Origin of the sequence: Nitrospirillum guanabarense (assembly GCF_034653355.1) — a bacterium.
GTDB lineage: Bacteria > Pseudomonadota > Alphaproteobacteria > Azospirillales > Azospirillaceae > Nitrospirillum.
Genome location: NZ_JAYEER010000001.1, coordinates 397,169 through 422,259 on the forward strand (window position 1 = coordinate 397,169; position 25,091 = coordinate 422,259).

The following is a 25,091-nucleotide window of genomic DNA, read 5'->3' on the forward strand; positions in this document are numbered from 1 at the left end:
TTCCCCCCTACTCCGCCGCCCGGGACGGCCGGCCGGACAGCGCCATCAGGCGGGCGCCACGGACCCAGTCCAGCCAGGCCTGCATGCCCTCACCCGTGCGCGCTGAAACCTTCAGCAGGCGCACCCGGTGATTGACCTTGCGCGCGTTGGCCATGGCCAGGTCGACGTCGAAGTCGAGATGGGGCAGCAGGTCGGTCTTGTTGATGAGCACCAGGTCGGCGGCGGCGAACATATCGGGATATTTCAGGGGCTTGTCCTCCCCCTCCGTCACCGACAGGATCGCCACCTTGTGCGCCTCCCCAAGGTCGAAGGCCGCCGGGCACACCAGGTTGCCGACATTCTCAATGAACAGCACCGACCCATCCGCCGGCGCCAGATGGTCCACGGCGTGGCCTACCATGTGGCCATCCAGATGGCATCCCTTGCCGGTGTTGATCTGGATGGCCGGGGCGCCCGTGGCGCGGATGCGGTCGGCATCGGCGCTGGTCTGCTGGTCACCCTCGATGACCGCGCAGGGAAACTCGCCCGCCAGCATGCCCAGCGTGCGGCACAGCAGCGTGGTCTTGCCGGACCCGGGGCTGGACACCAGGTTCAGCGTCAGAATGCCGGCCTCGGCGAACCGGGCGCGGTTGGCGGCGGCATAGCCGTTGTTCTTTCCCAGGATGTCGGCCTCGATCTGGATCAGGCGCGCCTGGCTCATGCCCGGGACGGACGTGCCGGCGGGGCCGCCGCCGTAATCCAGCGTCCCGCCCGCGCCATGGTGATGGTCATGATGATGGTGACCGGAATGATGGATGTGCCCATGGTCGTGGCCGTGATCATGGTGATGTCCATGATCGTGATGCCCGTGGTCATGATGATCGTGGCCGTGGGGATCGGCCTCGACCTTGGCTCCGCCCTCGCCGCATCCGCAGACCGTGCACATCACGTCACCTCCAGTTCGCGTATCTTCATCTCTTCCCCGCCCGTCACCTGTATCTGGTGCGAACCGCAGCGGGGGCATGGGTCATAACGCCGGCCGATGACCACGGTCGCGGCGCAGGGCAGGCACCAGGCGGTGCCGGCCGTCTCGACGATCTCCAGCCGGGCGTCGGCCGCGACGCCGCCGCGCATGACGACGTCGAAGCCGAAGCGTAGCGCCTCGACCTCCACGCCGGATAGGGCGCCGATTTCCAGGCACACCCGCTCCACCCGGCTGAAGTGCTGGGTCCGGGCCTGTTCTTCGATCAGGACGCGGATGTTCTCGCAGATGGCCATCTCGTGCATCAGGCCACCTCCACCGCGTAGTCCACACAAGGGTCCAGCGCCAGCATCATCACCTCGGCCCATCGCGCGCGGTCGGCCGACGGCCAGGCGTCCAGCACTTGGATGTGCCGCTCGGCCCACCCACCGGGCGCGAAAGCGCGATCCGTGGGCGACTGGATACGATAGCGGCCCACCCTCCCGGCCACCACGCCGACCTCATGGACCAGGGTGCCACGGGCACAAGGCACCGCCGCCATCCCCGAGCCCGATCCCGACGCCACGCCCCGCAAGGGTGCGGCGTCACCGGCGCGCAGGGCGGCCAGGCGCGCCGGCACGCGGCAGAGATCGATCAGCCGGGCGACATGGCAGGCCATGAGCGATCCGGCGGGTAAGGCGCGGGACAGAAGGGGATGGTCCGCATGGCGCGCCGCCAGCGATCCGGACTCCACCTCCCCCACCGGCGTCAGCATGGACGCCTCGAACAGGGTGGCGATGAAGCGCGACGCCACCGTGCGGCCCGCCCCGGCCCAGCGGGCCAGCTCGACCGTCGAGGTCATCGCCAGCCACCGTTCGGGCGGCAGGCCGATCACCGCCTCGCCGATCAGGATCGCGGAGTCATCGGCGGTGGACAGCGCCATGAAGGCGCGCGCGTGGGCCAGATCCGGCGCCTCGCCCAGGAGGCGGGCCCAGTCCAGGCTGATGCGCAGGCCGTGCTCCCGCGCCACCTCCGTCCATGTCCGGATTTCACGCGCCACCAGTTCACCGGCCGAGGCCTCCAGGCCCAGCGCCGCTTCCACCGCCAATTCCGCCGCGTGGCCCTGCGCGTTGGCGCATATGGCGAACAGCGTCCGGACCAGGGCCGGCGCCCGCTCCACCGGTGCGGCCGCCAGCAGGCCCGTGACGTCGCCGCGCGGCGCGTAGCTCAGCGCGGCCGCGCCCCCGGCGCCGGCGGGAAGCCGCAGGATGATGGCGGGCCGGGTCATGGCCCCGCCCCCCGCCCCAGGCCGAACAACGCCCGCCGGGTCGGCGGCGCGGCGGGCTCCGCCCTGACGGGATCGGAAGGGCCAGGATTTCCCGCCCAGATCATGGCCATGCCGTCGTCATCGGCGTCCGTCCCCGGCACCGCCATGATTTCCGTCAGGGCGGCGTCCGCCGTCGCGGCCGCCGTCTCCTGATCCGCGAAGTCAAACATGGGGGAGAACAAGGAACAGCTCCAATACCCGCCCAACTCGTCCTCATGCCCCCAAATTCCCTCATACCCGCCGGACGGCAACGCCAGGGCCGCCTTCTCCCCCACCCGTCGCGCGCCATGGTCCGCCACGGGCAGCAGCAGCAGGTTCATGAACCACGGGGTCACCAGCACGCCGACCCAATGCCCGCCATGGCGATGCAGCCCCCGCATCGCCACCGCCAGCGCGGGGTTCATCACCGGCACGCCCACCATGCGCGTCTCCGCGATGCGGACGAAGGTGGCCTCGATGCGGGCGGACAGGGCGGACGCGTCGGTCATTCGTCACCGATCACCATGAAGCCGGACTTGGCGCTGTCGCACTCGGGGCACGTCCAATGCTCCGGCAGGTCCGCGAAGGCCGTGCCCGCCGGCACCTGCCAATAGGCGTCGCCCACCGCCGGATCGTAGACATGCCAACAGATCTTGCACTCCAGCTTCGTCTCCGGCCCGATCTTGCTGACGTCCCCACCGAACGATCCGGCAAAAAAATGATCCTTCACCGGTAAGTCTCCATGATCTCGCTCAGTCGTTCGGCGGAATCCGCCAAATCCTCCGCCGCCGCCAGGGCGACCCGCGGAATGGCGCAAATCTCGATGCTGTTCAGGATCAGCGTGTCCTGGGAATTGAAGTACTGCGTCCACCAGCAACCCCGCGTCCCGGTCGACCGGATGCGGCAGTTGCCGTAGCCGCGCGACAGGATGACCAGGCCGCCGCGCCCCAGCGCCTCATCCAGGAAGGCCAGGTCCTCCTCGGTATGGGGCAGCAGGGACAGGTTGATGACATGGCCCGCCCCGCCGGCTTCCCCGACGCGGGGAATATGCTCGTTGATCTCGGCGATCAGGGGCGGCGCGTTGAAGATGTTGGGACGCGCCGTCTCCGGCAGGACGGCCTCGGCCCGCGCACCGTTGAAGGCGCGCTCGACCAACCCGGTCGGGAATGGGCCGCAATCGACATAGTCGCGCAGGCGCCGGCCGGCGGCGTCGCTTTCGCGCACCCGCCACACCCCGGCAAGGACGGACTCCTGCGCCTGCACGTCGGTTCCGAACACCACCGACACCTCGCCCTCACCCAGCAGCTGGTCGACGAACGCCAGGTTGGCGGCATCCAATCGCGTCAGGTCCACTTGCTGCGGCCCCGCGCCGTCCACCACGCGGGTCAAGGCCGCCAGGATGGCGTCGCCCGCCGCCACGCCCTCCGGCACCGCCCGGGCGGCGTCGGCCTCCGGCACGTTGGCGGCGGAAAAGATGGCCATGCCGTCGGGCATGACCATGTAATCCAGCCGGCCGCCGTCGAAATCCGCGGGCTGGCTGCCGGGCCCGACCAGGACGCCGCCGCCAAGGGGGGCGGCCATGGGATCAGTCATCGGTTTCTCCTCAATGCACGGCATCGGTGCCGCAGCCGGCGGGCAGGCGGAAGGCGGGGGGCACGCTGGGTTCGCGCTCCAGGATTTCCGGGATCTCGCGCATGTAATCCGCCCAGTCACGGATGCCTTCGATGGCGCCCAGGTATTCGCCCAGGCGCAAGAAGACCAGGGCGGGGAAGCGGGCGAAGCGGAAGCGCCGCTGCAGCGCGCGTTCGTCCGCCCGCGCCGCGATCAGCGGCACGACATGGCCGCCCATGGCATCGTCCAGTTCCGGCAGGATGGCGGCGACATCATCGCTTTCCGCCACCCGCCAGTGGTCACCCGCCAGGAACAGCAGGGCCAGCGGCTGGCCGGCGCAAACCTCCACCAATTCCGCTTCCCGCACCATCCGGTAGCCGCGCCGGCCGATGACGGATCGCAGCAGGGGGAAAAGTCGTCGCGCGCATCGCTCATGCTTCGGGCTCCAGGGTGGGACGCAAATGGTCGGGCAATTGGGGCTCGCGGCCGATCAGATCGGCGAAGGCCGCGTCCAGGTCGGCCGGCTGCCCCCGCATGACGGCTTCCAGGGCGGCCAGCGCCGCCAGGCACCGCTGGGCGGCCTCGGGACTCATCACCTCCCGCGCCGCGCCGAGGAAGGTCATGAGCCAGGTGCCGGGGGCGACGTCGCCCACCAGGCTGGTGTCGATGAACTGGATGTCGGCGCCGGATCGGCAGCGGGCCTGGCCGGCCCCCGCCTCCACCACCTGCATGGGAATGCCGATGCACATCAGGCGCCGGCCCCCGAAGCGCCCACAAGGGTTTGCATCTCCGCTTCGAAATCAGCCGGCCCGGTCCAGCCGCCGGCGCCCAGCACACGCGCGTCGCCGCCTCGGAAGGCCGCCCCCTCGTCCGGGCGCTCCGCCTCGTACCGTTCCAACATCATTTCCAGTGATCCGATGCCCTGCTCCACCGGCAGCGGCGTGGGGCGCGGGGCGGCCGTTATGCCGAAGCCCGCCAGATACTCCAGCGCCAGCGCGATGGCCGGCTCCACCTGGGCCTTCACCTCCGGCCGCAGGCTGCCGCCGAAGTCCTCCAGCTCAACCGGTTGCACGCCAATCAGCAGCTGGCGAGCGGGGCTGTCGCCCATCATCTCCGCCATGGCCAGCACTTCCTGGAAGCCGGTCTGGTGCAGCGAGATCTTCTTGGCGCCCAGGAATTTCGGCACCTCCGCCCCCTCCACCCGCTTCAGGGTGCCGGGCGGCAGGGCGTAATCGACGGCGTCGAAGACGACAAGGATGTCGGTCTCGCGGATTTCCTGAACCAGATAGATGCCCTGCGTGCCGCCGTCGATCAGGCGGACGTTGGCGGGAAAGACATAATGGCGGTGCATGTGCTCCACCGCCCGCACGCCGAACCCTTCGTCGGCCCACAGCAGGTTGCCGATGCCCAGCACCAGCACGCGGGGTCCGCTTGCCGTCATCACTTCCACGCCTCTCACTCCCCTGTCATCCGATATGCCGGATGTTGGAAGCCTGATTAGCAAGGGGCGTGCCAGCGCACCTTCGGCGCCGAAACGGCCGGACCCGTGGCCGACGACATTGATTACAGTCAAAGAAACCGGTTAGTTTCTTTCCAGTTTGGCGCCAGAGCGGAAAATCGGCATCCAGATGAAAAAAGGGGGCCGCGAAGCCCCCTTTTCTCCCTGGAAAGGGATATGCCGCTTACTGTTCGTCGGCCGGACCACCATCACGAAACGTCCGCCAGCCGGAGAACATGGAGGAGATGATGGATTGGCGGGACATGATGTCCTCCCGCACGGCGGCATAGATATGCACGATGGCGAAGATGACGATCACCCACATGGCCATATGATGCCAGGTATGGACCGTCTGGCTTTGCCCGAACAGCGGGATGACCCAGCTGGTGAACAAGCGATGGATCCAGCCTGGTCCCTGACCCTCGCCATAGAGGGCCAGGCCGGTGATGATCATGAACAGCGTGCCCCACACGAACAGGATGTGCATGGACAGGATGGCCAGCGGATTGTGCCCGCTATACTTCTTGGGCGCAGGCTCCAGCATGGCGTACCAGCGGATTTCATGAAGCACGCCTTGCCAGAAGCTTTTCCGCCACACCGGCGGCCGGAAGATTTCGCGGGCGTGGTCGTTGCCGACGAACGACCAGTAAAAGCGGAAGACGAAGCCGACGACCAGGATCTGCCCCGCCGAAAAATGCAGGAAGCGGATCCAGCCGAACAGGAAGTGGTCGCTGGGCTCCCCGTGTATGGCCGGCGGGGGCGAGCCGATCAGGTAGCCCGTGACGCACAGCACCAGAATGGCGGCCGCGTTGGCCCAGTGCCACAGGCGCACCGGCGCCTCGTAAACGTAGACCGCCTCTTCCTTGTGGCCTCCGAGAAGGGACTCGCTCATGGCGCCCCCTCCGTCATAGCGCGGCGAGCGCGAGGCCCGCGGCGCCCAGGGTGAGGCCGGAAGCCAAACGTCCCCAGCGGGTGGCCAGCAAACCGGCGCCCAGACGCCAGCCGGCGGCGTGGAGCAGGGCCGACGCCACCATGAGGCCGGCGAAGTAACCCGGCAGGCCGCCGCCCGCTTCCATGCCATGGGCATAGCCATGCACCGTGGCGAACAGGGCGATGAGGCCCAGGCCCACCCCGTCGGGCAGCAACGGGGCCACGACCAGCATCAGGCCCAGCAGGGTCACGGACAGCGCCGCCAGCGTGTCCACCGGCGCGAACGCGCCGCCCGCCATGCCGGCCAGCGCGCCGGCCCCCAGCATGGCCACGAACAGCGCCGGCGCCTGCCAGGCGCGCGCCACCGGACGGGTGGCCGCCCATAGGCCGACGGCCAGCATGGCGGCCAGATGATCCAGCCCCGTCAGCGGGTGGAGGATGCCGCCGACGAAGCCCCCGTCGTGGCCCGGGTGCGCCATGGCCGGCGTGGCGATGAGACCCGCCGCCAGGACGGCCGCCGAAACGCGGGGGACCGATTTCGTGATGAATGTCTTCATGGGATCAGTCTCCTTGGTTCAGCGGACTTTGACGTCGGCCAGTTCCCGCCCGTCCGGCCCCATGACATGGGTGGAGCAGGCCAGGCAGGGGTCGAAGCTGTGCAGGGTGCGCAGGATTTCCACCGGTTCTTCCGCGCGGGCCACCTTGGTGTTCATCAGCGACGCCTCGAAGGCGCCGATATTGCCCTTGTTGTCGCGCGGGCTGCCGTTCCAGGTGGTGGGCACCACGCACTGGTAGTTATCGATCTTGCCGTCCTTGATGCGTACCCAATGAGCCAGCGCGCCGCGCGGCGCCTCGGTGAAGCCCACGCCCTTGACCTCGGACGGCCAGGTCTTGGGGTCGAACTTGGTGGTGTTGGCGGTGGAGGTGTCGCCCGCCTTGATGGTGGCGATCAGCTTGTCCAGGAAATAGCGCTGCTTGCGCGCCGCCCATTGGGCCTCCAGCGCGCGGGCCGCCGTCCGCCCCAGGGTGGAAAACAGGGCGTCCAGCGGCACGTTCAGCGCCGCCAGGGTGCGGTCCACCTGGTCCTTGATCTCGGCATTGCCCTGCATGTAGCCGACCAGATAGCGGGCCAGCGGCCCGACCTCCATGGCATGCCCACGCCAGCGCGGCGCCTTGATCCAGCTGTACTTGGCGCCCTCGTCGATCTGGACGATGTTGGTGCTGGTGCCCTTGGCGTTGGGCCCCAGCTGATAGTTGGGCTCGGTCACGCCGTCCCAGGGATGCAGGCCCTTGCTCTCGTCCGCGTATTTGTACCAGCTGTGGGGCACGAACTCCTGCACCTGCTGGGGATCGGCCAGGTCGACGGGGTGCACCTCCGACAACTTGCCGTCGATGATGGCGCCGGGGGGCATCAGCAGGTTGCGGGCGCTGTAGTCGTTGGCGCGGTCGGGGATGTCGCCATAGGCCAGGACCGACTTGTTCGACAGGCCGCCGCCGTAGAGCCAATCCTTGTAGAAGCCGCCGATGGCGATGATGTCGGGGATGTAGACGTTCTCCACGAACTCGATGCAGCGATCGGTGATGGAGGAGACGTAGTTGAGCGACGCCATGTTCACCGGCGCGCCCGCCGCCATGTCCCCATCCAGGTTGATGGCGCAGGGAACGCCGCCCACCAGCCAGTTGGGGTGGATGTCCTTGCCGCCGAAAATGGTGCGGACCCGCATGATGTCCTTCTGGAAGTCCAACGCCTCCAGATAATGGGTCACCGCCATCAGGTCGGCTTCGGGCGGCAGTTTGTAGGCCGGGTTGGTCCAATAGCCGTTCTTGAACGGCCCCAGCTGGCCGGATTCCACGAACTTGCGCAGGCGGGTCTGGATGTCGCGGAAATAGCCCGGGGAACTGTTGGGATGATGGGGGGAGACCGCCTGCTGCAGCTCCGACGTGGCCTTGGGGTCCGCCTTCAGGGCGTTGACCGGGTTCACCCAGTCCAGGGCGTGGAGGTGGTAGAAATGGACCAGATGGTCATGCACCTGCAGCGACAGCTGCATGATGTTGCGGATGCTGTTGGCGTTTTCCGGAATCTGGATGTTCAGGGCGTTTTCCACCGCCCGCACCGAGGTCAGCGCGTGGGTGCCGGTGCAGACGCCGCAGATGCGCTGGGTGAAGGCCCAGGCGTCGCGCGGGTCGCGCCCTTTCAGGATCACCTCCAGCCCACGCCACATGGTGCCGGTGGACACGGCGTTGCGGATGACATTGTCGCCGTCGAGGTTGACCTCACAGCGCATATGGCCCTCGATCCGGGTGACCGGGTCGACGACGACGCGCTTGCCGCTGGTGTCGAGCTGGTAGCCGTTGGGTGTCGCAAGCGTGGGCATCAGTCCCGTCCCTCTCTCTTATCGTTCGCGCCGCTGTTTGAGCGGGCGCGCTTGACCGCGCTGGCGGCGGCGTGCACCGCGGCGGCGGCGCCGACGATGCCGGCCGCCGTGCCGCCGATCTTGTCGGCGTTGGCCTCGACCCCGAAGCCGTGGACGTCGCTCAGCCGCTCATAGAAGCCGCCCTTGTCCCAGAAGCCGTCCTCGGAACAGCCGATGCAGGGATGGCCGGCCTGGATGGGGAAACTGAGGCCCCCGTTCCAGCGCACGGTGGAGCAGGCGTTGTAGGTGGTCGGGCCCTTGCAGCCGACCTTGTAGAGGCAGTAGCCCCGGCGCGCGCCCTCATCATCGAAGCTTTCCACGAACTGGCCGGCGTCGAAGTGCGGGCGGCGGTAGCATTTGTCGTGGATGCGCTGGGAATAGAACATCTTGGGGCGGCCCTGCATGTCCAATTCCGGGAACCGGTCGAAGGTCAGGATGTAGGCGATGACGGCCGTCATGACCTCGGCGATGGGTGGGCAGCCGGGCACCTTGATGATGGGCTTGGCCGGCAGGCCGGGCACCTTGTGGATGGGGGTCGCCTGGGTGGGGTTGGGCCGCGCGGCCTGGACGCATCCCCAGCTGGCGCAACTGCCCCAGCTGATGATGGCCTTGCAGTGATCGGCCGCCTTCTTCAGCTGTTCCAGATAGGGCTTGCCGCCGATGATGCAGCTCATCCCCTCCTGGTTCAGCGGCGGGTTGCCCTCGCAGGCCAGGATGAAGTTGCCATCGTACTTCTGGATGGTCTCATCGATGATGGATTCGGCCTGGAAACCCGCCGCCGCCATGATGGTGTCGTCGTAGTCGAGGCTGATCATCGACAGGATGACGTCCTTGGCCAGGGGATGGGCCGAACGGATGAAGCTTTCCGAACAGCACGTGCATTCCAGGCCGTGCAGCCACAGCACCGGAATGCGCGGCTTGGTCTCCATGGCGTTTTCGATGGCCTGGGCGTAGGAGGGGCCCAAGCCCAGCGCCGCGGCCGTCAGGCTGCAAAATTTGGTGAAGCTTCGCCGGGTGATGCCCTGCCGGCGCATCACCTCGTAAAACGTCTCGCTCGCCATTCCGGCATTTCCTCCAACGTCCCCGGCGGGGCTGTCTCGCTCCGCATCGGCGGCATCTGGGCAAAAAGCATGCCAGGCGAAGAATTGAGGACACGAAAGGCTTTATCGCGGCGGCGCGCCCCCGCAGGATGGAAAGCGCCTTTCCAATTGTAAGCCAGCCTCACACGGACGGATGGCGGGGGTTCGACGACGACCGGCCCGGTTCCGGGCGGGGTGGGGCCATACGCGACATCATCCACGAGGATCAGCCATCCGGCCTGAAGGGCGGGCGGCCCCGGCCTATTCGGACGTGATGTGTTCGGCGATATAACGTTCCAGCGCGGTGGCCGCATTCAGCATGTGGGCGCGCATGCGGCGGGCGGCCGTCTCCCCGTCCCCCTCGGCGATGGCGGCCATGACGCTGTCGTGTTCCTGGCGGGAATGGGCCATGCGGTCGCCGTGGCGCAACTGGGTCCGGCGGAAGGCGTTCAGCCGCTTGCGCACCGCCATCGCCTGTTCCGCCATGAAGCTGTTGTGGGTGGCCCGGTACAGGGTTTCGTGGAATTCCCGGTTGAAGGCGTCATAGGCGTCGACGTCGCCCCGCTGCACCATCTCCAGGGAGTCCCCGTGCAGCCGCATCAGACGGCTGCGTTCCAGTGGCGTCATGCGATGCGTGGCGAGACGCACGCACATGGCCTCGATCTCGGCCGTGGCCTCGAACATGTCCATGATGCGTTCCGGGGTCAGCCGCGTCACGACCACGCCCCGCCGGGGACGCATCTCCACCAGGCCGCTGACGGCCAGCTGGCGCAACGCCTCACGCACGGGGGTGCGCGAGGCGCCGAACCGGTCCGCCAGGTCCTGCTCGTCCAATTGCATGCCGGCAGGCAGGTCCCCCCGGGCGATCTCATCCGTCAGCGCGTCGCGGATCCGGTCCAGAGCAGCGCCCGTTCCTCGGGCAGGCCTTCCGTCAGATCGATGATCGCGCTCATGGTCGCTCAGCCCCCCACGATGCCCCGGACGATGAGATAAAGGATCGACGGGGCGACAAGGCAACCTAGACCCGTATGGAAGGTGGCCGTCAAGGCGCCGTAGGGCACCAGCCGCCGATCGGTCGCCGCCAGCCCGCCGGAAACGCCGCTGACCGTTCCCATCAGGCCGCCGAAGACCATGGCGCTGCGCGGATTGTCCAGGCCGATGGCCTTGGCCACGATGGGCGTGCCGACCATGACCAGCACCGCCTTGAAGACGCCGGTGGCGATGGACAAGGCCATGACCGCCGAGCTGGCCCCCAGGGCCGCCCCGGTCACCGGGCCGACGATGTAGGTGACGGCGCCGGCACCGATGGTGGTGATCGACACCGCGTCGGTGTACCCGAAGGCGACCGCGATCAGGGAACCAACGATGAAGGGCAGGATGGTGCCCAGCGCCAGGGCCAGCGCGCCGACCGCGCCCGCCTTGCGCGCCTGGACCACGTCCACCTCGAAGGCCGTGGCGACGATCGCGAAATCGCGCAGCATGGCGCCACCCATGAGGCCGATGCCGGCGAAGACCGGGATGTCCACGACCCCCTTGTCCCCGCCCGTCCACAGGCCGGCGGCAAAGGCGGCCGCCAACCCGATGACGATGGCGATGGCCGAGCCGTGGACCCGGCCGAACAGAAGGTGCTTCGAAATCGCGTTCGACAGCCACATCACCAGGCCAACGATGGCGAACGCGGTCAGCAGGGCGTTGGCGGACAGGGCGTGCTTCAGGATTTCCATGACCGTCCTCCGTCAGACCGTGGGCTCGCCGGCGGCCGGCGTGCGCGCCCTGGCCTTGGCTTCGATCTCATCCATGGTCTCACCCTTCTTGCCGATACGGCTGATCAGGGCGACGGTGGCGAAGCAGACCAGCACGGCGGCCACGCCGGCGATGAGCACCAGCGGCCCGCTGCGCGCCGCCACCAGCACGTTCTGCTGGGCGGCCATGGCCACCACGATGGGAATGTAAAGGGCGCCCCAGAACTCGACCCCGAACTTGACGCCGGCGGTCATCAGCCCACGGCGGGTGAGCCACAGCCGCGCGGCGATCAGCAGCAACATGGCGATGCCGACACCACCGACATTCGCCTTGACCCCCAGGGCCGACCCCAGCAGGTCGCCCAGGAAGCCGCCCAGAAGGGTGCAGATGGCAAGCAGCGCCACGCCGGAGATGGTCATGGGCGACCTCCCCCACACACCGGTCGATCAGAACGCAAAACCATCGTCGTATCCCTCCCGTGCATGCAGACTCTCCTGGTCTGCGGATTTAAAAATACAGGATATTGAGTTTTGCGCAATTGCGGATACACTGGCCGCGCAAAATCACCCTTGCGCATACGAAGGTCGATCATGCGGGATTGGAACACCAAGGGCCGGGACAGGCAGGCGCGGCTGGAAGCGGGCCGGCGCCTGGCCACGGGCAAGACCGTCGCCGCCCAGGATCTCGTCGCCTTCCTGGAGGCGATCCTGCGCCCCGGTGACCGGGTCTGCCTGGAAGGGGACAACCAGAAGCAGGCGGACCTGCTGGCCAAGGCGCTGGCGAAGGTGGACCCGGCCAAGGTCAACGGCCTGCACATGGTGCAGTCGGGCGTGGTCCTGCCGGAGCATCTCGACATCTTTGAAACCGGGATCGCCCGGCGGCTGGACTTCTCATACTCCGGCCCGCAATCGGCCCGCATCGCGCGCATGATGTTCGGCGGCCAGATCGAACTGGGCGCCGTCCACACCTATCTGGAACTGTTCGCCCGCTATTTCATCGACCTGACACCCCAGGTGGCGCTGATCGCGGCGGTCAGCGCGGACAAGGCGGGCAACCTGTATACCGGCCCCAACACGGAGGACACGCCCACCGTCGTGGAGGCGACCAGCTTCGGCAAGGGCCTGGTGGTCGCCCAGGTGGGCGAGATCGTCGACCAGGTCCCGCGCGTCGACATCCCGGCCGACCAGGTCCATTTCGTGGTCGACGCCGGCCGACCCTTTTATGTCGAGCCGCTGTTCACCCGCGACCCCGCGGCCATCACCGAAACCCAGATCCTGACGGCCATGCTGGCCATCAAGGGGCTTTACGCCCCCTACGGCGTGCGCCGGCTGAACCATGGCATCGGCTTCAACACCGCCGCCATCGAGCTGTTGCTGCCAACCTACGGCGAACGGCTGGGACTGAAGGGCAAGGTCTGCACCCACTGGGCGCTCAACCCCCACCCCACCCTGATCCCCGCCATTGAAAGCGGATGGGTGGAGCAAATCCATTGCTTCGGCTCAGAGGTCGGCATGGAGGACTACATGCGGGCCCGGCCGGACATCTTCTTCACCGGGCCCGACGGCTCGTTGCGCTCCAACCGCGCCTTCTGCCAGACCGCCGGCCTTTACGCCTGCGACATGTTCATCGGCTCCACATTGCAGATTGATCTGGCGGGCAACAGCTCCACCGTCACCGGCGGCCGGGTCGCCGGGTTCGGCGGCGCACCCAACATGGGCTCGGACGCCCGCGGCCGCCGCCATCCCAGCGCCCCCTGGCTGCGCGCCGGCCAGGAGGCGGATCCGGACGGTCCCCCGCCCCTGCGACGCGGCCGCAAGCTGGTGGTCCAGATCGGCGAGACCTTCGGCGACGGCAACGCGCCGATGTTCGTGGAGCGCCTGGGCGCGCTGGAGCTGGCCGACAAGCTGGACCTGGACCTGGCGCCGGTCATGGTCTACGGCGACGACGTCACCCACATCGTCACCGAGGAAGGCATCGCCAACCTGCTGCTGTGCCGTGACAAGGACGAACGGGAACAGGCCATCCGAGGGGTCGCCGGCTATACCGAGGTGGGCCGCGCCCGTGACCGCGCGATGGTGGAGCGGCTGCGCGAGCGCAAAGTCATCCAGCGCCCCGAAGACCTGGGCATCGATCCGCTGGACGCCGACCGCGCCCTGCTGGTCGCCCATTCCATCAAGGATCTGATGATCGCCTCGGGCGGGCTCTACCGGCCGCCCAGCCGCTTCCGCAATTGGTGAGGCACCGCCCCATGGAAAACCTGCGCTACGAACTCAGCGCCACCAAACCCGCCGGCGGCACCCGCGCCGTCGGCCTGGTGGGCGTCGTCGCCTCCGGCAACTTGGAAGTGCTGCTGGAACGGGGCGAGGCGCCCGACCGGTGCGTCATTGAAATCGCCACCCCCGCCCATGGCTTCGCCGCCCTCTGGCAGGCGGTAACGGCGGATTTCGCCGCCCGCATGGCGGCGGGCGGGCTGCGCATCACGGTCAACGACGGCGGCGCGCGGCCGGACACGGTGGCGCTGCGCCTGGCCCAGGGGGTGCGCCTGATGGAGAAGCCGGAATGACCAGTCCCTCCCCCACCCGCCACAGCTGGTATGAGGAGTCGGCCCGGGGCCGTCTGGCCCACCTGCTCGACCCCGGCAGCTTCACGGAATTCCTGGGACCCGAACGGCGGGAGTTCAGCCCGCACCTGGGGCTGTTCAACCTGCCGCACCAGCTGGACGACGGCGTCATCGTCGGCGACGGCAGGCTGGGCGGCCGGCCCGTCCTGGCGGCCGCGCAGGAGGGCCGCTTCATGGGCGGCGCCATCGGCGAGGTGCACGGCGCCAAGCTGACCGGGCTGCTGCACGCCGCCCGCCAGTTGAAGCGGGACGTGGTCATCCTGTTCGACACCGGCGGCGTGCGCCTGCAGGAGGCCAACGCCGGCGAACTGGCCATTTCTGAAATCATCCGCGCCACGTTGGAGGCCCGGGCCGAAGGCGTGCGCGTCGTGGGACTGCTGGGCGGCCGCGCCGGCTGCTACGGCGGCGGCAGCCTGATCGCCGGCTGCTGCTCCGCCCTGGTCATCTCCGAACAGGGCCGGCTGTCCGTCTCAGGGCCGGAGGTCATCGAGACCAACAAGGGCGTGGAGGAGTTCGATTCCCGCGACCGGGCGCTGGTCTGGCGCACAATGGGGGGCAAGCATCGCTATCTGATCGGCGGGGTCGACCTGTTCGTCGATGACGACGTCGCGGCCTTCCGCGCCGGCGCGGTGGCGGCGCTGAACCGGCCCGCCACCCTTGACCATACGGTGCTCGCGGCCGAGCAGGCGCGGCTGGAACGCCGGCTGGCGCGCTTCGGCGACACCGCCGACGGCACCGAGGTGTGGGCCCGGCTGGGCGTTGCCGATCCCGCCGGGGTCCCGAACCTGGACACCGGCGCCTTCCTGACCATCGCGACCAGCAAACGGGAGGGCGCCGATGCGGCCCGCTGACATCCTTTCCTCGCTTTTCCCGGCCGGTCACCAGGTCACGGAGGCGGGCGGTCTTCTGACCGGCAGCGGCCGGCTTGATCCGCAGACCACGGTGGAGGTCGTCGGCATCAGCGGCAAGACCTACCCCGGCGTCGACGAGGCCCTAGCGCTGGCCGGCCGCATCCTGTCCATCGCCGATCGGCCGGACGCCGCCCCCCTGCTGTTCCTGGTCAATTCCGGCAGCCAGCGGATGAGCCGCCGCGATGAGCTGATGGGCCTCAGCGAAACCCTGGCCCACCTGGCCAAGGCGCTGTGGCGGGCGGATCAGGCGGGCCACCGCACCATCGGGCTGCTGTACGGCGGCAGCGCCGCCGGCGCCTTCATCGCCACCGCCCTCGCCTGCGGCTCGCTGGTGGCCCTGCCCGGCGCCTGGCCGGAGGTCATGGACCTGCCGTCCATGGCGCGCGTGACCAAGCTGTCGCTCGACGTGTTGACGGAGAAGGCGGCCGGCACCCCCGTTTTCGCGCCGGGCCTGGACAACCTGTTCGCCACCGGCGCCATCGCGGAGATATGGGACCCGGCGCGGCCGCTGTGCGATCAGCTGAAGGCGCTGCTGGCCGCCACCCGGGATGATGACGGACGGGCGGGGTGGGGTCTGGAACGGGGCGGCCGGGTGAAGGCCGCCGCGATCGCGCGGGAAGTGCAACGGTTGGCGCTGGCCCATGGTTGACCCCGCCGCCCTGCGCCGGCACGACCTCGTCTATCTGTCACCCGAGGCTTGGCGCGATCAGGTGGCCAGCGTGGTGGACGAGGTTGCCGACTGGGCGGATTTGGGCCGGCCGGCCATCTTGCGGCAGCGTGTCTGCGCCGACCCCGATGGCGTCGTTCCCCTGGGCCTGCCGCTGCCGCCGGGCATGGGACGCAAGAGGCTGACCCTATCCTGTTCCCCTGCCGCCGTGGCCCGGGTGGCGTCGCCGCCATCGCTGCGCGACGCCCGGTCTTCGGCGCCCGCCGGGTGGCGGCCGGTGATCGAGGCCTTGCTTGGCGCAGATCCGTCCTGGCGCTGTTTCGGCAGCCTGGCGTGGCAGCACGTGACCCGCCTGTCCTACCTGACCGACGCGTCCGACCTGGACCTGCTGATCACCTGCGTCAGCCACGCGGAGGCGACGCGGGTCGCGGCCGCGCTGGGCGGCATCGCCGCCTGGGCCCCCATGCGCCTGGACGCGGAACTGGTGTCCGAAGGGGGAAACGCCGTGCAATGGCGGGAGTGGCTGTCGGATGCCCCCCACCTGCTGGTCAAGACCCGATCCGGGCCGGCCCTGGTCGCGCGGGAGGCGCTGTTCCCATGACCCCGCCGCCCGTGGGGCAAGCCCAGCCGCATCCGCTTCCCCGTCCCGAACACAGGGCCAGCCCGGACTGGATCGGCCGGCAGGCCGCCCAGGCCCTGATCCTGGAAGTGGAGACCTGGCCCAAACCCGGCCTGGTCAGCCATGTCGACAACGGCGCGCACCGGGACATGGATGCGGCCTTGTTGCGCCTCAGCGCCCGGACGCTGGAGCCGTATTTCGTCGCCCTGGCGGAGGCGGGCGCCGCCGACGCCGGCATGGACCGCCTGCGCCTGATCGGGCTGGAGGCGGAGGCGGCGATGCGCCAGGCCACCGGCAACGTGAACACCCACCGCGGGGCGATTTTCGGCCTGGGCCTGCTGGCGGCGGCGGCGGGGCTGGCCGGGGCGTGTGCCTGGCGACAGCCTTTGGGAACCCTGGTCGCCACGCGCTGGGGCCGCGAAATAACCGAGAAGCCGCAGGAAACCGCCAGCCATGGCGGCATCGTGGCGCGCCGCTATCGTGTCGGTGGCGCCCGCGAGGAAGCGGCCGCCGGCATGCCGTCCGTCTATGACGTCGCGCGGCCGGCCCTGCGCGACGGGCGTCGCCTGGCGGCGGGCGATGAGGAGGCCGCGCGCGTCCATGCCTGCATGGCGCTGATCGCCGCCGTGGACGACAGCAACCTGCTGTATCGCGGCGGTGTCGAAGGGTTGGCCTTCGCGCGGACGGCGGCCCTGCGCTTCCTGCGGGACGGCGGGGTCGGGTGCCGGCACTGGCGCTGGGGGGCGAAAGCCATCCATGAGGATTTCGTCGCCCGCAATCTCAGCCCCGGCGGATGCGCCGACCTGCTGGCCATGGCGCTTTTCACGGAGGCGTTGGAATCGTGAGCCTCGCCCTGCTCTGCTCCGGCCAAGGCCGTCAGGATCGCGATGCCTTCGTCCTGCTGGCGGAGGATCCGGCGGCGCGTCCCGTCCTGGACGCCGCCGCCGCCGTTCTCGGCAAATCCCCCGCGGACTTCTGCCGAACGGCGCCGGAGGAGGCGCTGCACGCCAACCGGGCGGGGCAAATCCTGTGCGCGACCCGCGCCTTGGCCGCCGCAGCCGCCCTTTTCCCAGACGGGGCGCCACCGGAGACCATCGTCGCGGGTTACAGCGTCGGCGAAATGGCGGCCTGGGGCATCGCCGGCGTATGGTCGTCCGCCGACACCCTGGCGCTGGTCGACCAGCGGGTGGAAGCCATGGACGCCGCCGGCGGTCCGGACGACCAGCTTGCCCATGTGCGCGGGTTGGCGCGGGAGACGGTGGAACGCCTGGCCCGGCGTTTCGACTGCGCCATCGCCATCGTGAACCCCGACCGGCTGTTCATCGTGGGCGGATCACGGCCAGCGACGGAGGCCTTCTGCGCTGCCGCCCTGGACGCCGGTGCCGCGCGCGCCGCGCCGATGGGCGTGAGGGTCGCCTCGCACACGCCGCGCCTGGCCGGAGCGGTGGCGCCCTTCGCCAAGGCTTTGGCGGCGGTGCCGGCCAAGGCCCCCGCCCTTCGCCTCATGACCGCCAGCACGGCGACGCTGGTCACGCGTCCGGGGCAGGCGCTGGCCGGATTGGCCGCGCAGCTGGCACAGGCCATCGACTGGGCCGGTGTGCTGGAGGCCTTGGGCGAACGCGGCGTGACCACGGTCCTGGAACTGGGGCCCGGCCGGGCCCTGGCGGAAATGGCGGCAACGGCCCTGCCCACCGCCGAGGTGCGCGCCCTGGACGACTTCCGCAGCCTGGCCGGCGCACGGACCTGGCTGAAGGGCCACGAAGCCGACTTGCCATACGGGCGCTGACACCGCTCGACCGAACGTCGGCGTGACGGTGACGGGCCCCGCAAGCAAGTGCCTGGGCGCCCCCGGTCAAGATCGCCGGCCCGCATTTGTTATGCTGCACCGCAACGCATGAGCCCCACCCCTCGGGCGGGCTTAAGAAAACGCGACGGGCAGTTGGGTCCTTGCCGGACCGTGGGCGGCGTCACCGCCGGCACACTTCATATAGGGGAATAACGCCATGACCGTCCTCGGCCCCCTGGCGGAGCGAATTCCGGCCGCGCGCATGACGCCGGTCCAGGCCCGTGTGCTGTTCGCCGCCACCATGGGCAATTTCATGAGCGCCACGCCGGTGCTGTACACCGTGTTCGGCATGGTGCTGATCCCCATTTCCCAGGAATTCGGCTGGCCCCGGGCGCAGGTCGCGGGCGTGCTGGGGCTGGCCGCGCTGTGCGCGGCGGCGATGGCCTTCGCCACCGGACCGCTGGTCGACCGCTACGGCCCGCGCCGCCTGATCCTGATGGGCAGCCTGTCGTTCGCGGGGGCGCTGGGCCTGTTCTCGCTGGCGCCCGCCCGCGTGCTGCCCTTCTACGGCCTGTTCCTGCTGGCCGACATCGCCGCCGCCTTCGCCTCGCCCATGACCTACAGCAAGGCGGTGTCCGGCTGGTTCGACCGGGGGCGCGGAGCGGCGCTGGGCTTCGCCGGCGGCGTGGGCAACGGCCTGGGCGCCACGGTCATCCCCATCATCGGCGGCGTGCTGTTGTCGCGTTTCGACTGGCGGGTGACCTATCAGGGCATGGCCCTGATGGTGGGGGCCATCGGCTTCCCCATCCTGCTGCGGTATTTGCGCGACCCGCCGCCGGGCGGCCTGCGGGACGCGGAGCCTGCGCGGGCGGAGAAGGGGACGGCCCCGGCCAACGACCTGACCCTGCGCCAGGCGGTCGGCACCCGCGCTTTCTGGATCACGGCCCTGGCCATCGGCCTGTGCGCCGCCTGCATGACGGCGATGTTCACCAACGTCGTGCCGGTGCTGACGGAGCGGGGCTTCGCCCTGGCCGACGGGGTGACGGTGGTGACCGTCTTCGCCCTGGTGTGCGCCGTGGTGCAATGGCTGATGGGCCTGGTGCTGGACCGCATCGCCACGCCGCTGATCCTGGTGCCCTTCTACCTGCTGGGCCTGGGCGGCCTGCTGCTGCTGCAATATGGGCCCAACATGCCCTGGCTGGTGGCGGCCGGGGTCATGATGGGCTTGGGCCTGGGCGCGGAGTACAGCGCCCTGCCCTTCCTGGTGTCGCGCTATTTCGGCTTCCGCAGCTATGGCGCCATCGCCGGCGTGCTGTACGGCGGCATCAACGTCGGCATGGGGCTGATCCCCTTCGCCATGAACGGCATCTTCGACGTATACCGGTCCTACGATCCGGCGCTGCACCTGATCCAGGGCCTGATGCTGGCCGCCACCACCGCCTTCCTGTTCCTGCCATCATACGACAGGCCGCTCAGGGGCTGACGCGAGACCCCCGGGGCATGAAAAGGCGGGGCGTGAACCCCGCCTTTTCATTTCCGCCAATACCTCAGCCGAACAGCTTGGCCGCCAGCGTGGCGACATGGGCGCCCTGGAAGCTGGCGATGCCCAGCTCGGCTTCGGACGGCTGGCGGGAGCCGTCGCTGGCCGACAGCGTGGTGGCGCCGTAGGGCGTGCCGCCCTGCACCGCGCCCAGCTCACCCAGGCGGGGTTCGGCGTAGGGCACGCCCACCACCACCATGCCGTGGTGCAGCAGGCTGGTGTGGAAGGACAGCAGGGTGCTTTCCTGGCCGCCATGCTGGGTGGCGGTGGAGGCGAAGACGCTGCCGATCTTGCCGATCAGCTTGCCCTGGGCCCACAGGCCGCCCGTCTGGTCCAGGAAGTTGCGCATCTGGGCCGCCATCATGCCAAAGCGGGTGGGCGTACCGAAAATGATGGCGTCATAGTCCGCCAGCTCTTCTGGGGTGGCGATCGGCGCCTCCTGGTCCAGCTTGGCATAGGCCTTCTCCGCCACGTCACGCGGCATCAGTTCCGGCACGCGCTTCACCACCACCTCGGTGCCGGCCACGGACTTGGCGCCGTCGGCCACCGCGTAGGCCATCTTCTCGACATGGCCCCAGGTGGAATAGTAAAGGACAAGGATCTTCGCCATCGTTAGTCTCCAGGCGGGTTATGGGTGGCCGGCATATGCCACGGGCCCCATGGCCCGCCAAGGCATGGGCCGCCTGAGGCAAGTTCCCGGGCAGTTCTGGACAAGACGGGCCCGATGGCCTTCCCTACCCTCACACTCGCGACGGACCTGGTGTCGTGGATGCTGGGACATCCCCATCGGACGGTTCGCGAGACAGGAGTAGTGAGGAGAGGTTGGTGGAAACCCTCGAAGCCCTGCGCACGCGCCCCCTGAAGCCTGGTTTCGGCGCGGAAATTCTGGATGTGGATCTGAAAACGGCGGCGCCGGCGGAAGTGGACCTGGTGGTGGACGCCTTCCATCGCCATGGCGCCATCCTGCTGCGCGGCCAGGATCTGGACCCCGCCGGCCTGAAGGCCTTCCTGGGCCGCTTCGGCCCCCTGGAGGGCCACACCCAAAAGCAGTTCACCCTGCCTGGCCACCCCGAGGTCTACGTCCTGTCCAACAAGGTGGTGGACGGTAAGCCCATTGGCGCCCACAACGACGGCGTGGGCTGGCACACCGACTATTCGTACAAGGCGGAGCCGGTGATGTGCACCATGCTGTATGCGGTGGAGGTGCCGGCCGAAGGCTCGGACACCCTGCTGGCCGACCTGTGCGCCGCCTACGACGCCCTACCCGAGGAGCGGCGGGCCCAGCTGGACGGGCTACAGCTGCACCACAGCTACGAATACTTCATGACCAGCCGCCAATACCTGCGGGTGGACCAGCTGAGCCCGGAGCTGAAGGCGGAGAATCCGGACGTCATCCACCCCCTGATCCGCACCCACCCCGCCGACGGGCGCAAGGCCCTGTGGGTCAGCACCGGCACAGTGAAGGAGGTGGTGGGCATGCCCAACCCGCAGGGGCTGGAACTGCTGGACGAGCTGGTGGCGTTCGTGACCCAGGACCGCTTCGTCCATGCCCACAAATGGCAGGTGGGCGACATCCTCATCTGGGACAACCGCTGCACCCTGCACACCGGCACCCTGTACGACGACAAGAAGTACACCCGCCTGATGCACCGCATGTGGGTGAAGGGCGACCGGCCGTTTTAACTTCCCTCAAGCGCCGGGGCCGGCGGTCGCCGGCCTTTGGTTCAGGATTGGTTCGATCTCCGAAGACTGGCCGTGGGCATGATCCCACGGCCACTTTTTTACCGATGGGGCGTTTGATGACGACGACAAGACCGCGCACCTGGCTGATCACCGGCGTCAGCTCGGGTTTCGGCCGGGCGCTGGCCCAAGCGGCGCTGGACCGGGGCGAGCGGGTTTGGGGCACCGTGCGGAGCGAGGCCGACGCCGACGCCTTCCGCGCCCTGGCGCCGGACCTGGCCCGCGCGCCCATCCTGGACGTGACGGACGAGACGGCGGCGCACCGCGTGGCTGCGGCGGTGGAGGCCGACAGCGGTGGCATGGGTGGGGGCGGCGGCATCGACATCCTGGTCAACAACGCCGGCTATGGCCTGGTGGGCGGCGTGGAGGAAACCAGCCTGGCCGACGCCCGCGCCCAGTTCGAGGTCAACGTCTTCGGCGCGCTGGCGATGATGCAGGCCGTGCTGCCCTATATGCGCGGCCGCCGGGCCGGCCACATCGTCAACATCACCTCCGTTTCCGGGCTGGTGGGCTGGCCCAGCCTGGGCCTTTATTCCGGCAGCAAGTTCGCGCTGGAGGGCATCACCGAGACCCTGGCGCAGGAGGTGGCGCCCCTGGGCATCAAGGTGACCATGGTGGAGCCCGGCGGCTTCCGCACCGACTTCGCCGGCCGCTCGCGCAAGCGCAGCGAGGCGGACACGGACCGCCCTGACCTGGCCGCCGACTACGACGCCACCGTTGGCGAATGCAAGCGTATCCTGGCCAGCCATGCGGGTCAGGAGCGGGGCGACCCCGCCCGCGCGGCGCGGGCCATCCTGAAGGCCCTGGACGCGGAAACCCCGCCCCTGCGCCTGCTGCTGGGCGAGGACGCCGTGGGCTACGCGACCATGAAGCTGACCGGCCAGCTGGCCGAGATCGAGGCCTGGCGGGCCGTGTCGATGGACACCGATTTCCAGGCGTGATGCCATGACGGAAGCCAAGCGCGTTCAACCGGGAACGCGCTTGGCTCCAGCCCCTTGTTCAATGCACGGGTCACGCCTCGATGCGCGCCGGGCCCCAGGCCGCCGCCACGTCCGCGCTTTCCACCAGCAGGGCGCAGTTCTTGGACAGGGCGTGCAGGGCGCCCCAGTGCAAGGCCGGCTCATACGCCGCGCAGGCGTCGGCCACGATGAAGACGTGGAAGTCGCGGTGGAAGGCGTCGCGCACCGTGCAGTCGACGCAGCATTCGGTGGTGAAGCCGCAGACCACCAGGGTGTCGATGCCCCGGGCCCGCAGCCGCGCCTCGAAATCCGTGCCGGCGAAGGCGGAGAACAGCACCTTCTCCACCTCCATCTCCCCGTTCTCCGGCGCCACGCCGTAATAGTCGGCGCCGGGGGTGCCGGCGCGGCAGATGCCCACCGCCTCTGCCGGCCAGCCCCGCCGCTCATAAAGGGCCTTCAGGGCCGCGCCGTCCGTTTCCGGCCGGGTGATGACGCGGATGAAAACCGGCGGCACGCCGGCGGCGCGGGCGGCGGCCAGCAGCGGGCGGATGCGGTCCAGCGTCGGCTCGACCACGCCGAGATCCAGGCCCGCCTGGCCGATGGCGCCTTCGGGCGCGATGAAGTCCACCTGCGGATCGATGACCAGCAGGGCCGTGCGATCCGGCCGGATCATGGGCGCCAGCGCCGCCGCCGGCACCGGCGGGTCCAGCGTCAAGGTGATGGTCACGGCCCCGGCTGGGACGCCTTCTTTCAAGATGGTGGGCATCAGTAGGGCCTGTCCCCGGCGACGGTGACACGGAAGCCGGAGCGGACGTTGGGGAAATAGTCCCACACCGCCAGATGCTGTACGGCGCGGTTGTCCCAGAAGGCCACCGAATGGGGTTCCCAGCGGAAGCGGATCTGGAAGTTCGGGTTCTTCACATGGTCGAACAGCAGGCCCAGCACGGCCTTGCTCTCCTCCTCCGGCACGCCCTCGATGCGGGTGGTGTAGGAGGAGTTCACGAACAGGCACTTGCGCCCCGTCACCGGGTGGGTGCGCACCACCGGGTGGCTGTTGCAGGGGTAGCGCTTGTCATAGTCCTTGAACAGCGCGTGATAGACGGGGTTGGCGTCGTGCACCGCCGTCAGCCCGTCCAGATAGGCCTTCATGCGGTCCGACAGCGCGTCGTAGGCGGCATACATGCTGGAGAAGCAGGTGTCGCCCCCCACCGGCGGCAGGGTGTGGATGTGGAGAATGCTGCCCAGCGGCGGCTCCGCGTCGCAACTGAGGTCGCTGTGCCAGTTTTCCCCCGCGACGTACTTGGAATTGGCGTCCCCGTGGATGGCCACGATCTCCGGATGGCCGTCGATGCCGGCCACGGCGGAATGGATGGCGAGGTGGCCGAAGTGCCGGCCGAAGGCCTTGTGGGCCTCATGCGTCAGGGCCTGCTGGTCGCGGAAAAAGATGACCTGATAGCGGGCGAAGGCGTCCTTCACCTCCGCCACCTGCAGGTCCGTCAGTGGCTGCGACAGGTCGATGCCCAGCAGTTCCGCCCCCAGCGCCACGGCGCTGGGCTTCACGCGGAAGCTCTGATACTCGCGGATGCCGTTGTCCATGGCGCGTCACACCTTAGCGGGAAAAGCCTCACGGATGGCCGGCAGCACCTCTTGGGCGAAGCGCGGCACACCGGTGATGTAGTCGGGGAAGATCAGCATCATGCCGTCCAGGTCGCAGCCGCCCAGCATGTCGATCAGCTTGGCGGCGATCGTCGCGGGCGCCCCCACCAGGTGGCTGGACATGAAGCCGGACTTGGCCTTGGTGGTGAAGTCGTTCTGGCGACCGATCTCCACGTCCAGGAAGCCGTAGGCCTTCATCATGCCGCGCCAGGCGCCTTCGTCGAAGCCTTCCACGTAACGGGCGGCCAGGGCCTCGGCCTCCGCATCGGTGTCGCCCAGCACCAAGGTCATCATGGAATAGGTCTTGATGGCGCGTCCGGCCTCTTTCGCCATGGCCTTGGCCATGCCGCTGTTCTTGGCCAATTCCTCCTTGCTGGAACCGGACAGGAAGATGGCATCCATCTCATTGATGGTAAAGGCCATGCCCCGCTTGCTGGACCCGGCGCAGACCAGGAAGGGCCGGGAGAACGGCTTGGGATCGGACTGGCAGTCCGTCAGGGTCACGTACTTGCCCTGGTAATCGACCGTATCCTCGGTCCACAGCCGCTTGATGGCGTGCACCCACTCCTCGGCGAAGGTGTAGCGCTCGTCATGGTCCAGTTCATCCCGCCAGGCGCCCATCTGCTCGAACTCGCCCTTGTACGAGCCGTTGACGACGTTCAGGCCGGCGCGGCCCTGGCTGATGTGGTCCAGGGTCATGATCATCTTGGCGGTCACGGCCGGATTCTGCAGCAGGGTGTGGACGGTGGCCCACACCTTGACCTCCTTCGTCACCTCCGCCAAACCCGCCATCATCATCTGGCTTTCCATGGCGTAGCGCCAATGCTCGGTCGCGCCGCCGTAGCCGCGCCACTTGGCCATGGCCATGATGAAGTCGTAGCCGGCACCGTCGGCCAGTTGGGCCACCTGGCGGTTGTAAGCGTAGGAGCCGTCGATGCGCGGGGCGGAGGAGGACAGGATCCAGCCGCCGTTGGCGATGGGCAGGAAGATGCCCAGGTCCTTGCCGCCCGCGTCGGAGGGCAAGGGCGCGCGCTTCAGTTCGGTCGTCTGCGTCATGATGGAACCAGGCCTC

General features: G+C 68.9%; 30 protein-coding genes. 10 read left to right on the forward strand and 20 right to left on the reverse strand.

Annotated elements, in window-relative coordinates:
• Nucleotides 1-7: 7 nt before the first annotated feature.
• The 16 genes from hypB to madL form a co-directional block, all read right to left on the reverse strand.
• Nucleotides 8-925, reverse strand: a complete 918-nt coding sequence (gene hypB, locus UAA55_RS01570; protein WP_322950910.1) for a hydrogenase nickel incorporation protein HypB — start codon at nucleotides 923-925, stop codon at nucleotides 8-10.
• On the reverse strand, nucleotides 925-1,266 hold the full coding sequence (gene hypA, locus UAA55_RS01575) for a hydrogenase maturation nickel metallochaperone HypA (protein ID WP_322950911.1): 342 nt from the start codon (nucleotides 1,264-1,266) through the stop codon (nucleotides 925-927). Before hypA ends, hypB begins: the two co-directional genes overlap by 1 nt.
• Nucleotides 1,266-2,228, reverse strand: a complete 963-nt coding sequence (locus tag UAA55_RS01580; RefSeq protein ID WP_322950912.1) for a hypothetical protein — start codon at nucleotides 2,226-2,228, stop codon at nucleotides 1,266-1,268. The genes hypA and UAA55_RS01580 overlap by 1 nt, the downstream gene beginning before the upstream one ends.
• A complete protein-coding gene (gene hybE, locus UAA55_RS01585; protein ID WP_322950913.1) occupies nucleotides 2,225-2,755 on the reverse strand; it encodes a [NiFe]-hydrogenase assembly chaperone HybE in 531 nt (176 codons plus the stop codon). The genes UAA55_RS01580 and hybE overlap by 4 nt, the downstream gene beginning before the upstream one ends.
• Nucleotides 2,752-2,976, reverse strand: a complete 225-nt coding sequence (locus UAA55_RS01590; protein ID WP_322950914.1) for a rubredoxin — start codon at nucleotides 2,974-2,976, stop codon at nucleotides 2,752-2,754. The genes hybE and UAA55_RS01590 overlap by 4 nt, the downstream gene beginning before the upstream one ends.
• A complete protein-coding gene (locus UAA55_RS01595) occupies nucleotides 2,973-3,839 on the reverse strand; it encodes a hydrogenase expression/formation protein (protein WP_322950915.1) in 867 nt (288 codons plus the stop codon). The genes UAA55_RS01590 and UAA55_RS01595 overlap by 4 nt, the downstream gene beginning before the upstream one ends.
• 10 nt (nucleotides 3,840-3,849) lie before the next feature.
• A complete protein-coding gene (locus tag UAA55_RS01600; RefSeq protein ID WP_322950916.1) occupies nucleotides 3,850-4,227 on the reverse strand; it encodes a thioredoxin domain-containing protein in 378 nt (125 codons plus the stop codon).
• Between the two features lie 61 nt (nucleotides 4,228-4,288).
• Complete coding sequence (locus UAA55_RS01605; protein WP_322950917.1) at nucleotides 4,289-4,606, reverse strand: HypC/HybG/HupF family hydrogenase formation chaperone; 318 nt, start codon at nucleotides 4,604-4,606, stop codon at nucleotides 4,289-4,291.
• Nucleotides 4,606-5,298: a HyaD/HybD family hydrogenase maturation endopeptidase gene (locus UAA55_RS01610; protein WP_322950918.1), complete on the reverse strand. Its 693-nt coding sequence runs from the start codon at nucleotides 5,296-5,298 to the stop codon at nucleotides 4,606-4,608. The genes UAA55_RS01605 and UAA55_RS01610 overlap by 1 nt, the downstream gene beginning before the upstream one ends.
• A 241-nt stretch (nucleotides 5,299-5,539) precedes the next feature.
• Nucleotides 5,540-6,247 carry a Ni/Fe-hydrogenase, b-type cytochrome subunit gene (cybH, locus tag UAA55_RS01615; protein ID WP_322950919.1) on the reverse strand — a complete coding sequence of 236 codons (708 nt, stop codon included), beginning with the start codon at nucleotides 6,245-6,247 and terminating at the stop codon, nucleotides 5,540-5,542.
• Between the two features lie 13 nt (nucleotides 6,248-6,260).
• Nucleotides 6,261-6,842, reverse strand: a complete 582-nt coding sequence (locus UAA55_RS01620; protein ID WP_322950920.1) for a HupE/UreJ family protein — start codon at nucleotides 6,840-6,842, stop codon at nucleotides 6,261-6,263.
• An 18-nt stretch (nucleotides 6,843-6,860) separates the two neighbouring features.
• Nucleotides 6,861-8,660, reverse strand: coding sequence for a nickel-dependent hydrogenase large subunit (locus tag UAA55_RS01625; protein ID WP_322950921.1), 1,800 nt, complete (start codon nucleotides 8,658-8,660; stop codon nucleotides 6,861-6,863).
• Nucleotides 8,660-9,760 (reverse strand): hydrogenase small subunit, encoded by a 1,101-nt coding sequence (locus tag UAA55_RS01630; protein ID WP_322950922.1) that lies wholly within the window; start codon nucleotides 9,758-9,760, stop codon nucleotides 8,660-8,662. Before UAA55_RS01630 ends, UAA55_RS01625 begins: the two co-directional genes overlap by 1 nt.
• A gap of 279 nt (nucleotides 9,761-10,039) precedes the next feature.
• Nucleotides 10,040-10,741, reverse strand: coding sequence for a GntR family transcriptional regulator (locus UAA55_RS01635; protein ID WP_416235163.1), 702 nt, complete (start codon nucleotides 10,739-10,741; stop codon nucleotides 10,040-10,042).
• On the reverse strand, nucleotides 10,738-11,502 hold the full coding sequence (madM, locus tag UAA55_RS01640; RefSeq protein WP_322950924.1) for a malonate transporter subunit MadM: 765 nt from the start codon (nucleotides 11,500-11,502) through the stop codon (nucleotides 10,738-10,740). The genes UAA55_RS01635 and madM overlap by 4 nt, the downstream gene beginning before the upstream one ends.
• Nucleotides 11,503-11,514: 12 nt before the next feature.
• Complete coding sequence (gene madL, locus UAA55_RS01645) at nucleotides 11,515-11,940, reverse strand: malonate transporter subunit MadL (protein ID WP_322950925.1); 426 nt, start codon at nucleotides 11,938-11,940, stop codon at nucleotides 11,515-11,517.
• Nucleotides 11,941-12,111: 171 nt separating this feature from the next.
• On the opposite strand from madL, the gene mdcA reads away from it, so the two are divergent.
• From mdcA to UAA55_RS01685, 8 genes are all read left to right on the forward strand, one after another.
• The gene (gene mdcA / locus UAA55_RS01650) at nucleotides 12,112-13,758 is read left to right on the forward strand and encodes a malonate decarboxylase subunit alpha (protein ID WP_322950926.1); all 1,647 of its coding nucleotides are present in this window, start codon (nucleotides 12,112-12,114) and stop codon (nucleotides 13,756-13,758) included.
• 11 nt (nucleotides 13,759-13,769) lie between these two features.
• Entirely contained in the window at nucleotides 13,770-14,084 is a 315-nt protein-coding gene (gene mdcC / locus UAA55_RS01655) for a malonate decarboxylase acyl carrier protein (RefSeq protein ID WP_322950927.1), read from the forward strand.
• Complete coding sequence (locus tag UAA55_RS01660; protein WP_322950928.1) at nucleotides 14,081-14,992, forward strand: biotin-independent malonate decarboxylase subunit beta; 912 nt, start codon at nucleotides 14,081-14,083, stop codon at nucleotides 14,990-14,992. The genes mdcC and UAA55_RS01660 overlap by 4 nt, the downstream gene beginning before the upstream one ends.
• Complete coding sequence (locus UAA55_RS01665; RefSeq protein WP_322950929.1) at nucleotides 14,979-15,701, forward strand: biotin-independent malonate decarboxylase subunit gamma; 723 nt, start codon at nucleotides 14,979-14,981, stop codon at nucleotides 15,699-15,701. The genes UAA55_RS01660 and UAA55_RS01665 overlap by 14 nt, the downstream gene beginning before the upstream one ends.
• Nucleotides 15,694-16,320 carry a malonate decarboxylase holo-[acyl-carrier-protein] synthase gene (mdcG, locus tag UAA55_RS01670; RefSeq protein WP_322950930.1) on the forward strand — a complete coding sequence of 209 codons (627 nt, stop codon included), beginning with the start codon at nucleotides 15,694-15,696 and terminating at the stop codon, nucleotides 16,318-16,320. Before UAA55_RS01665 ends, mdcG begins: the two co-directional genes overlap by 8 nt.
• On the forward strand, nucleotides 16,317-17,183 hold the full coding sequence (mdcB, locus tag UAA55_RS01675; protein WP_322950931.1) for a triphosphoribosyl-dephospho-CoA synthase MdcB: 867 nt from the start codon (nucleotides 16,317-16,319) through the stop codon (nucleotides 17,181-17,183). The genes mdcG and mdcB overlap by 4 nt, the downstream gene beginning before the upstream one ends.
• Nucleotides 17,180-18,124, forward strand: a complete 945-nt coding sequence (locus tag UAA55_RS01680) for an ACP S-malonyltransferase (protein ID WP_322950932.1) — start codon at nucleotides 17,180-17,182, stop codon at nucleotides 18,122-18,124. The genes mdcB and UAA55_RS01680 overlap by 4 nt, the downstream gene beginning before the upstream one ends.
• Before the next feature lie 217 nt (nucleotides 18,125-18,341).
• Nucleotides 18,342-19,607, forward strand: a complete 1,266-nt coding sequence (locus UAA55_RS01685; RefSeq protein ID WP_322950933.1) for an MFS transporter — start codon at nucleotides 18,342-18,344, stop codon at nucleotides 19,605-19,607.
• A gap of 64 nt (nucleotides 19,608-19,671) precedes the next feature.
• Here UAA55_RS01685 and wrbA read toward each other — a convergent pair whose 3' ends face one another.
• Entirely contained in the window at nucleotides 19,672-20,274 is a 603-nt protein-coding gene (gene wrbA / locus UAA55_RS01690) for an NAD(P)H:quinone oxidoreductase (RefSeq protein WP_088874388.1), read from the reverse strand.
• A 215-nt stretch (nucleotides 20,275-20,489) separates the two neighbouring features.
• Between wrbA and UAA55_RS01695 the strand changes: the two genes are divergently transcribed.
• Both UAA55_RS01695 and UAA55_RS01700 read left to right on the forward strand, forming a co-directional pair.
• The gene (locus UAA55_RS01695; RefSeq protein ID WP_322950934.1) at nucleotides 20,490-21,347 is read left to right on the forward strand and encodes a TauD/TfdA dioxygenase family protein; all 858 of its coding nucleotides are present in this window, start codon (nucleotides 20,490-20,492) and stop codon (nucleotides 21,345-21,347) included.
• A 116-nt stretch (nucleotides 21,348-21,463) separates the two neighbouring features.
• Nucleotides 21,464-22,345, forward strand: coding sequence for an oxidoreductase (locus tag UAA55_RS01700; RefSeq protein ID WP_322950935.1), 882 nt, complete (start codon nucleotides 21,464-21,466; stop codon nucleotides 22,343-22,345).
• Nucleotides 22,346-22,415: 70 nt separating this feature from the next.
• On the opposite strand, the gene UAA55_RS01705 is transcribed toward UAA55_RS01700, so the two are convergent.
• The 3 genes from UAA55_RS01705 to UAA55_RS01715 are packed head-to-tail and all read right to left on the reverse strand — an operon-like array spanning nucleotide 22,416 to nucleotide 25,075.
• Nucleotides 22,416-23,129, reverse strand: a complete 714-nt coding sequence (locus tag UAA55_RS01705) for a cysteine hydrolase family protein (protein ID WP_322950936.1) — start codon at nucleotides 23,127-23,129, stop codon at nucleotides 22,416-22,418.
• On the reverse strand, nucleotides 23,129-23,959 hold the full coding sequence (locus tag UAA55_RS01710) for a TauD/TfdA dioxygenase family protein (protein WP_322950937.1): 831 nt from the start codon (nucleotides 23,957-23,959) through the stop codon (nucleotides 23,129-23,131). Before UAA55_RS01710 ends, UAA55_RS01705 begins: the two co-directional genes overlap by 1 nt.
• A 6-nt stretch (nucleotides 23,960-23,965) precedes the next feature.
• On the reverse strand, nucleotides 23,966-25,075 hold the full coding sequence (locus UAA55_RS01715) for an LLM class flavin-dependent oxidoreductase (protein ID WP_322950938.1): 1,110 nt from the start codon (nucleotides 25,073-25,075) through the stop codon (nucleotides 23,966-23,968).
• Nucleotides 25,076-25,091: the final 16 nt, after the last annotated feature.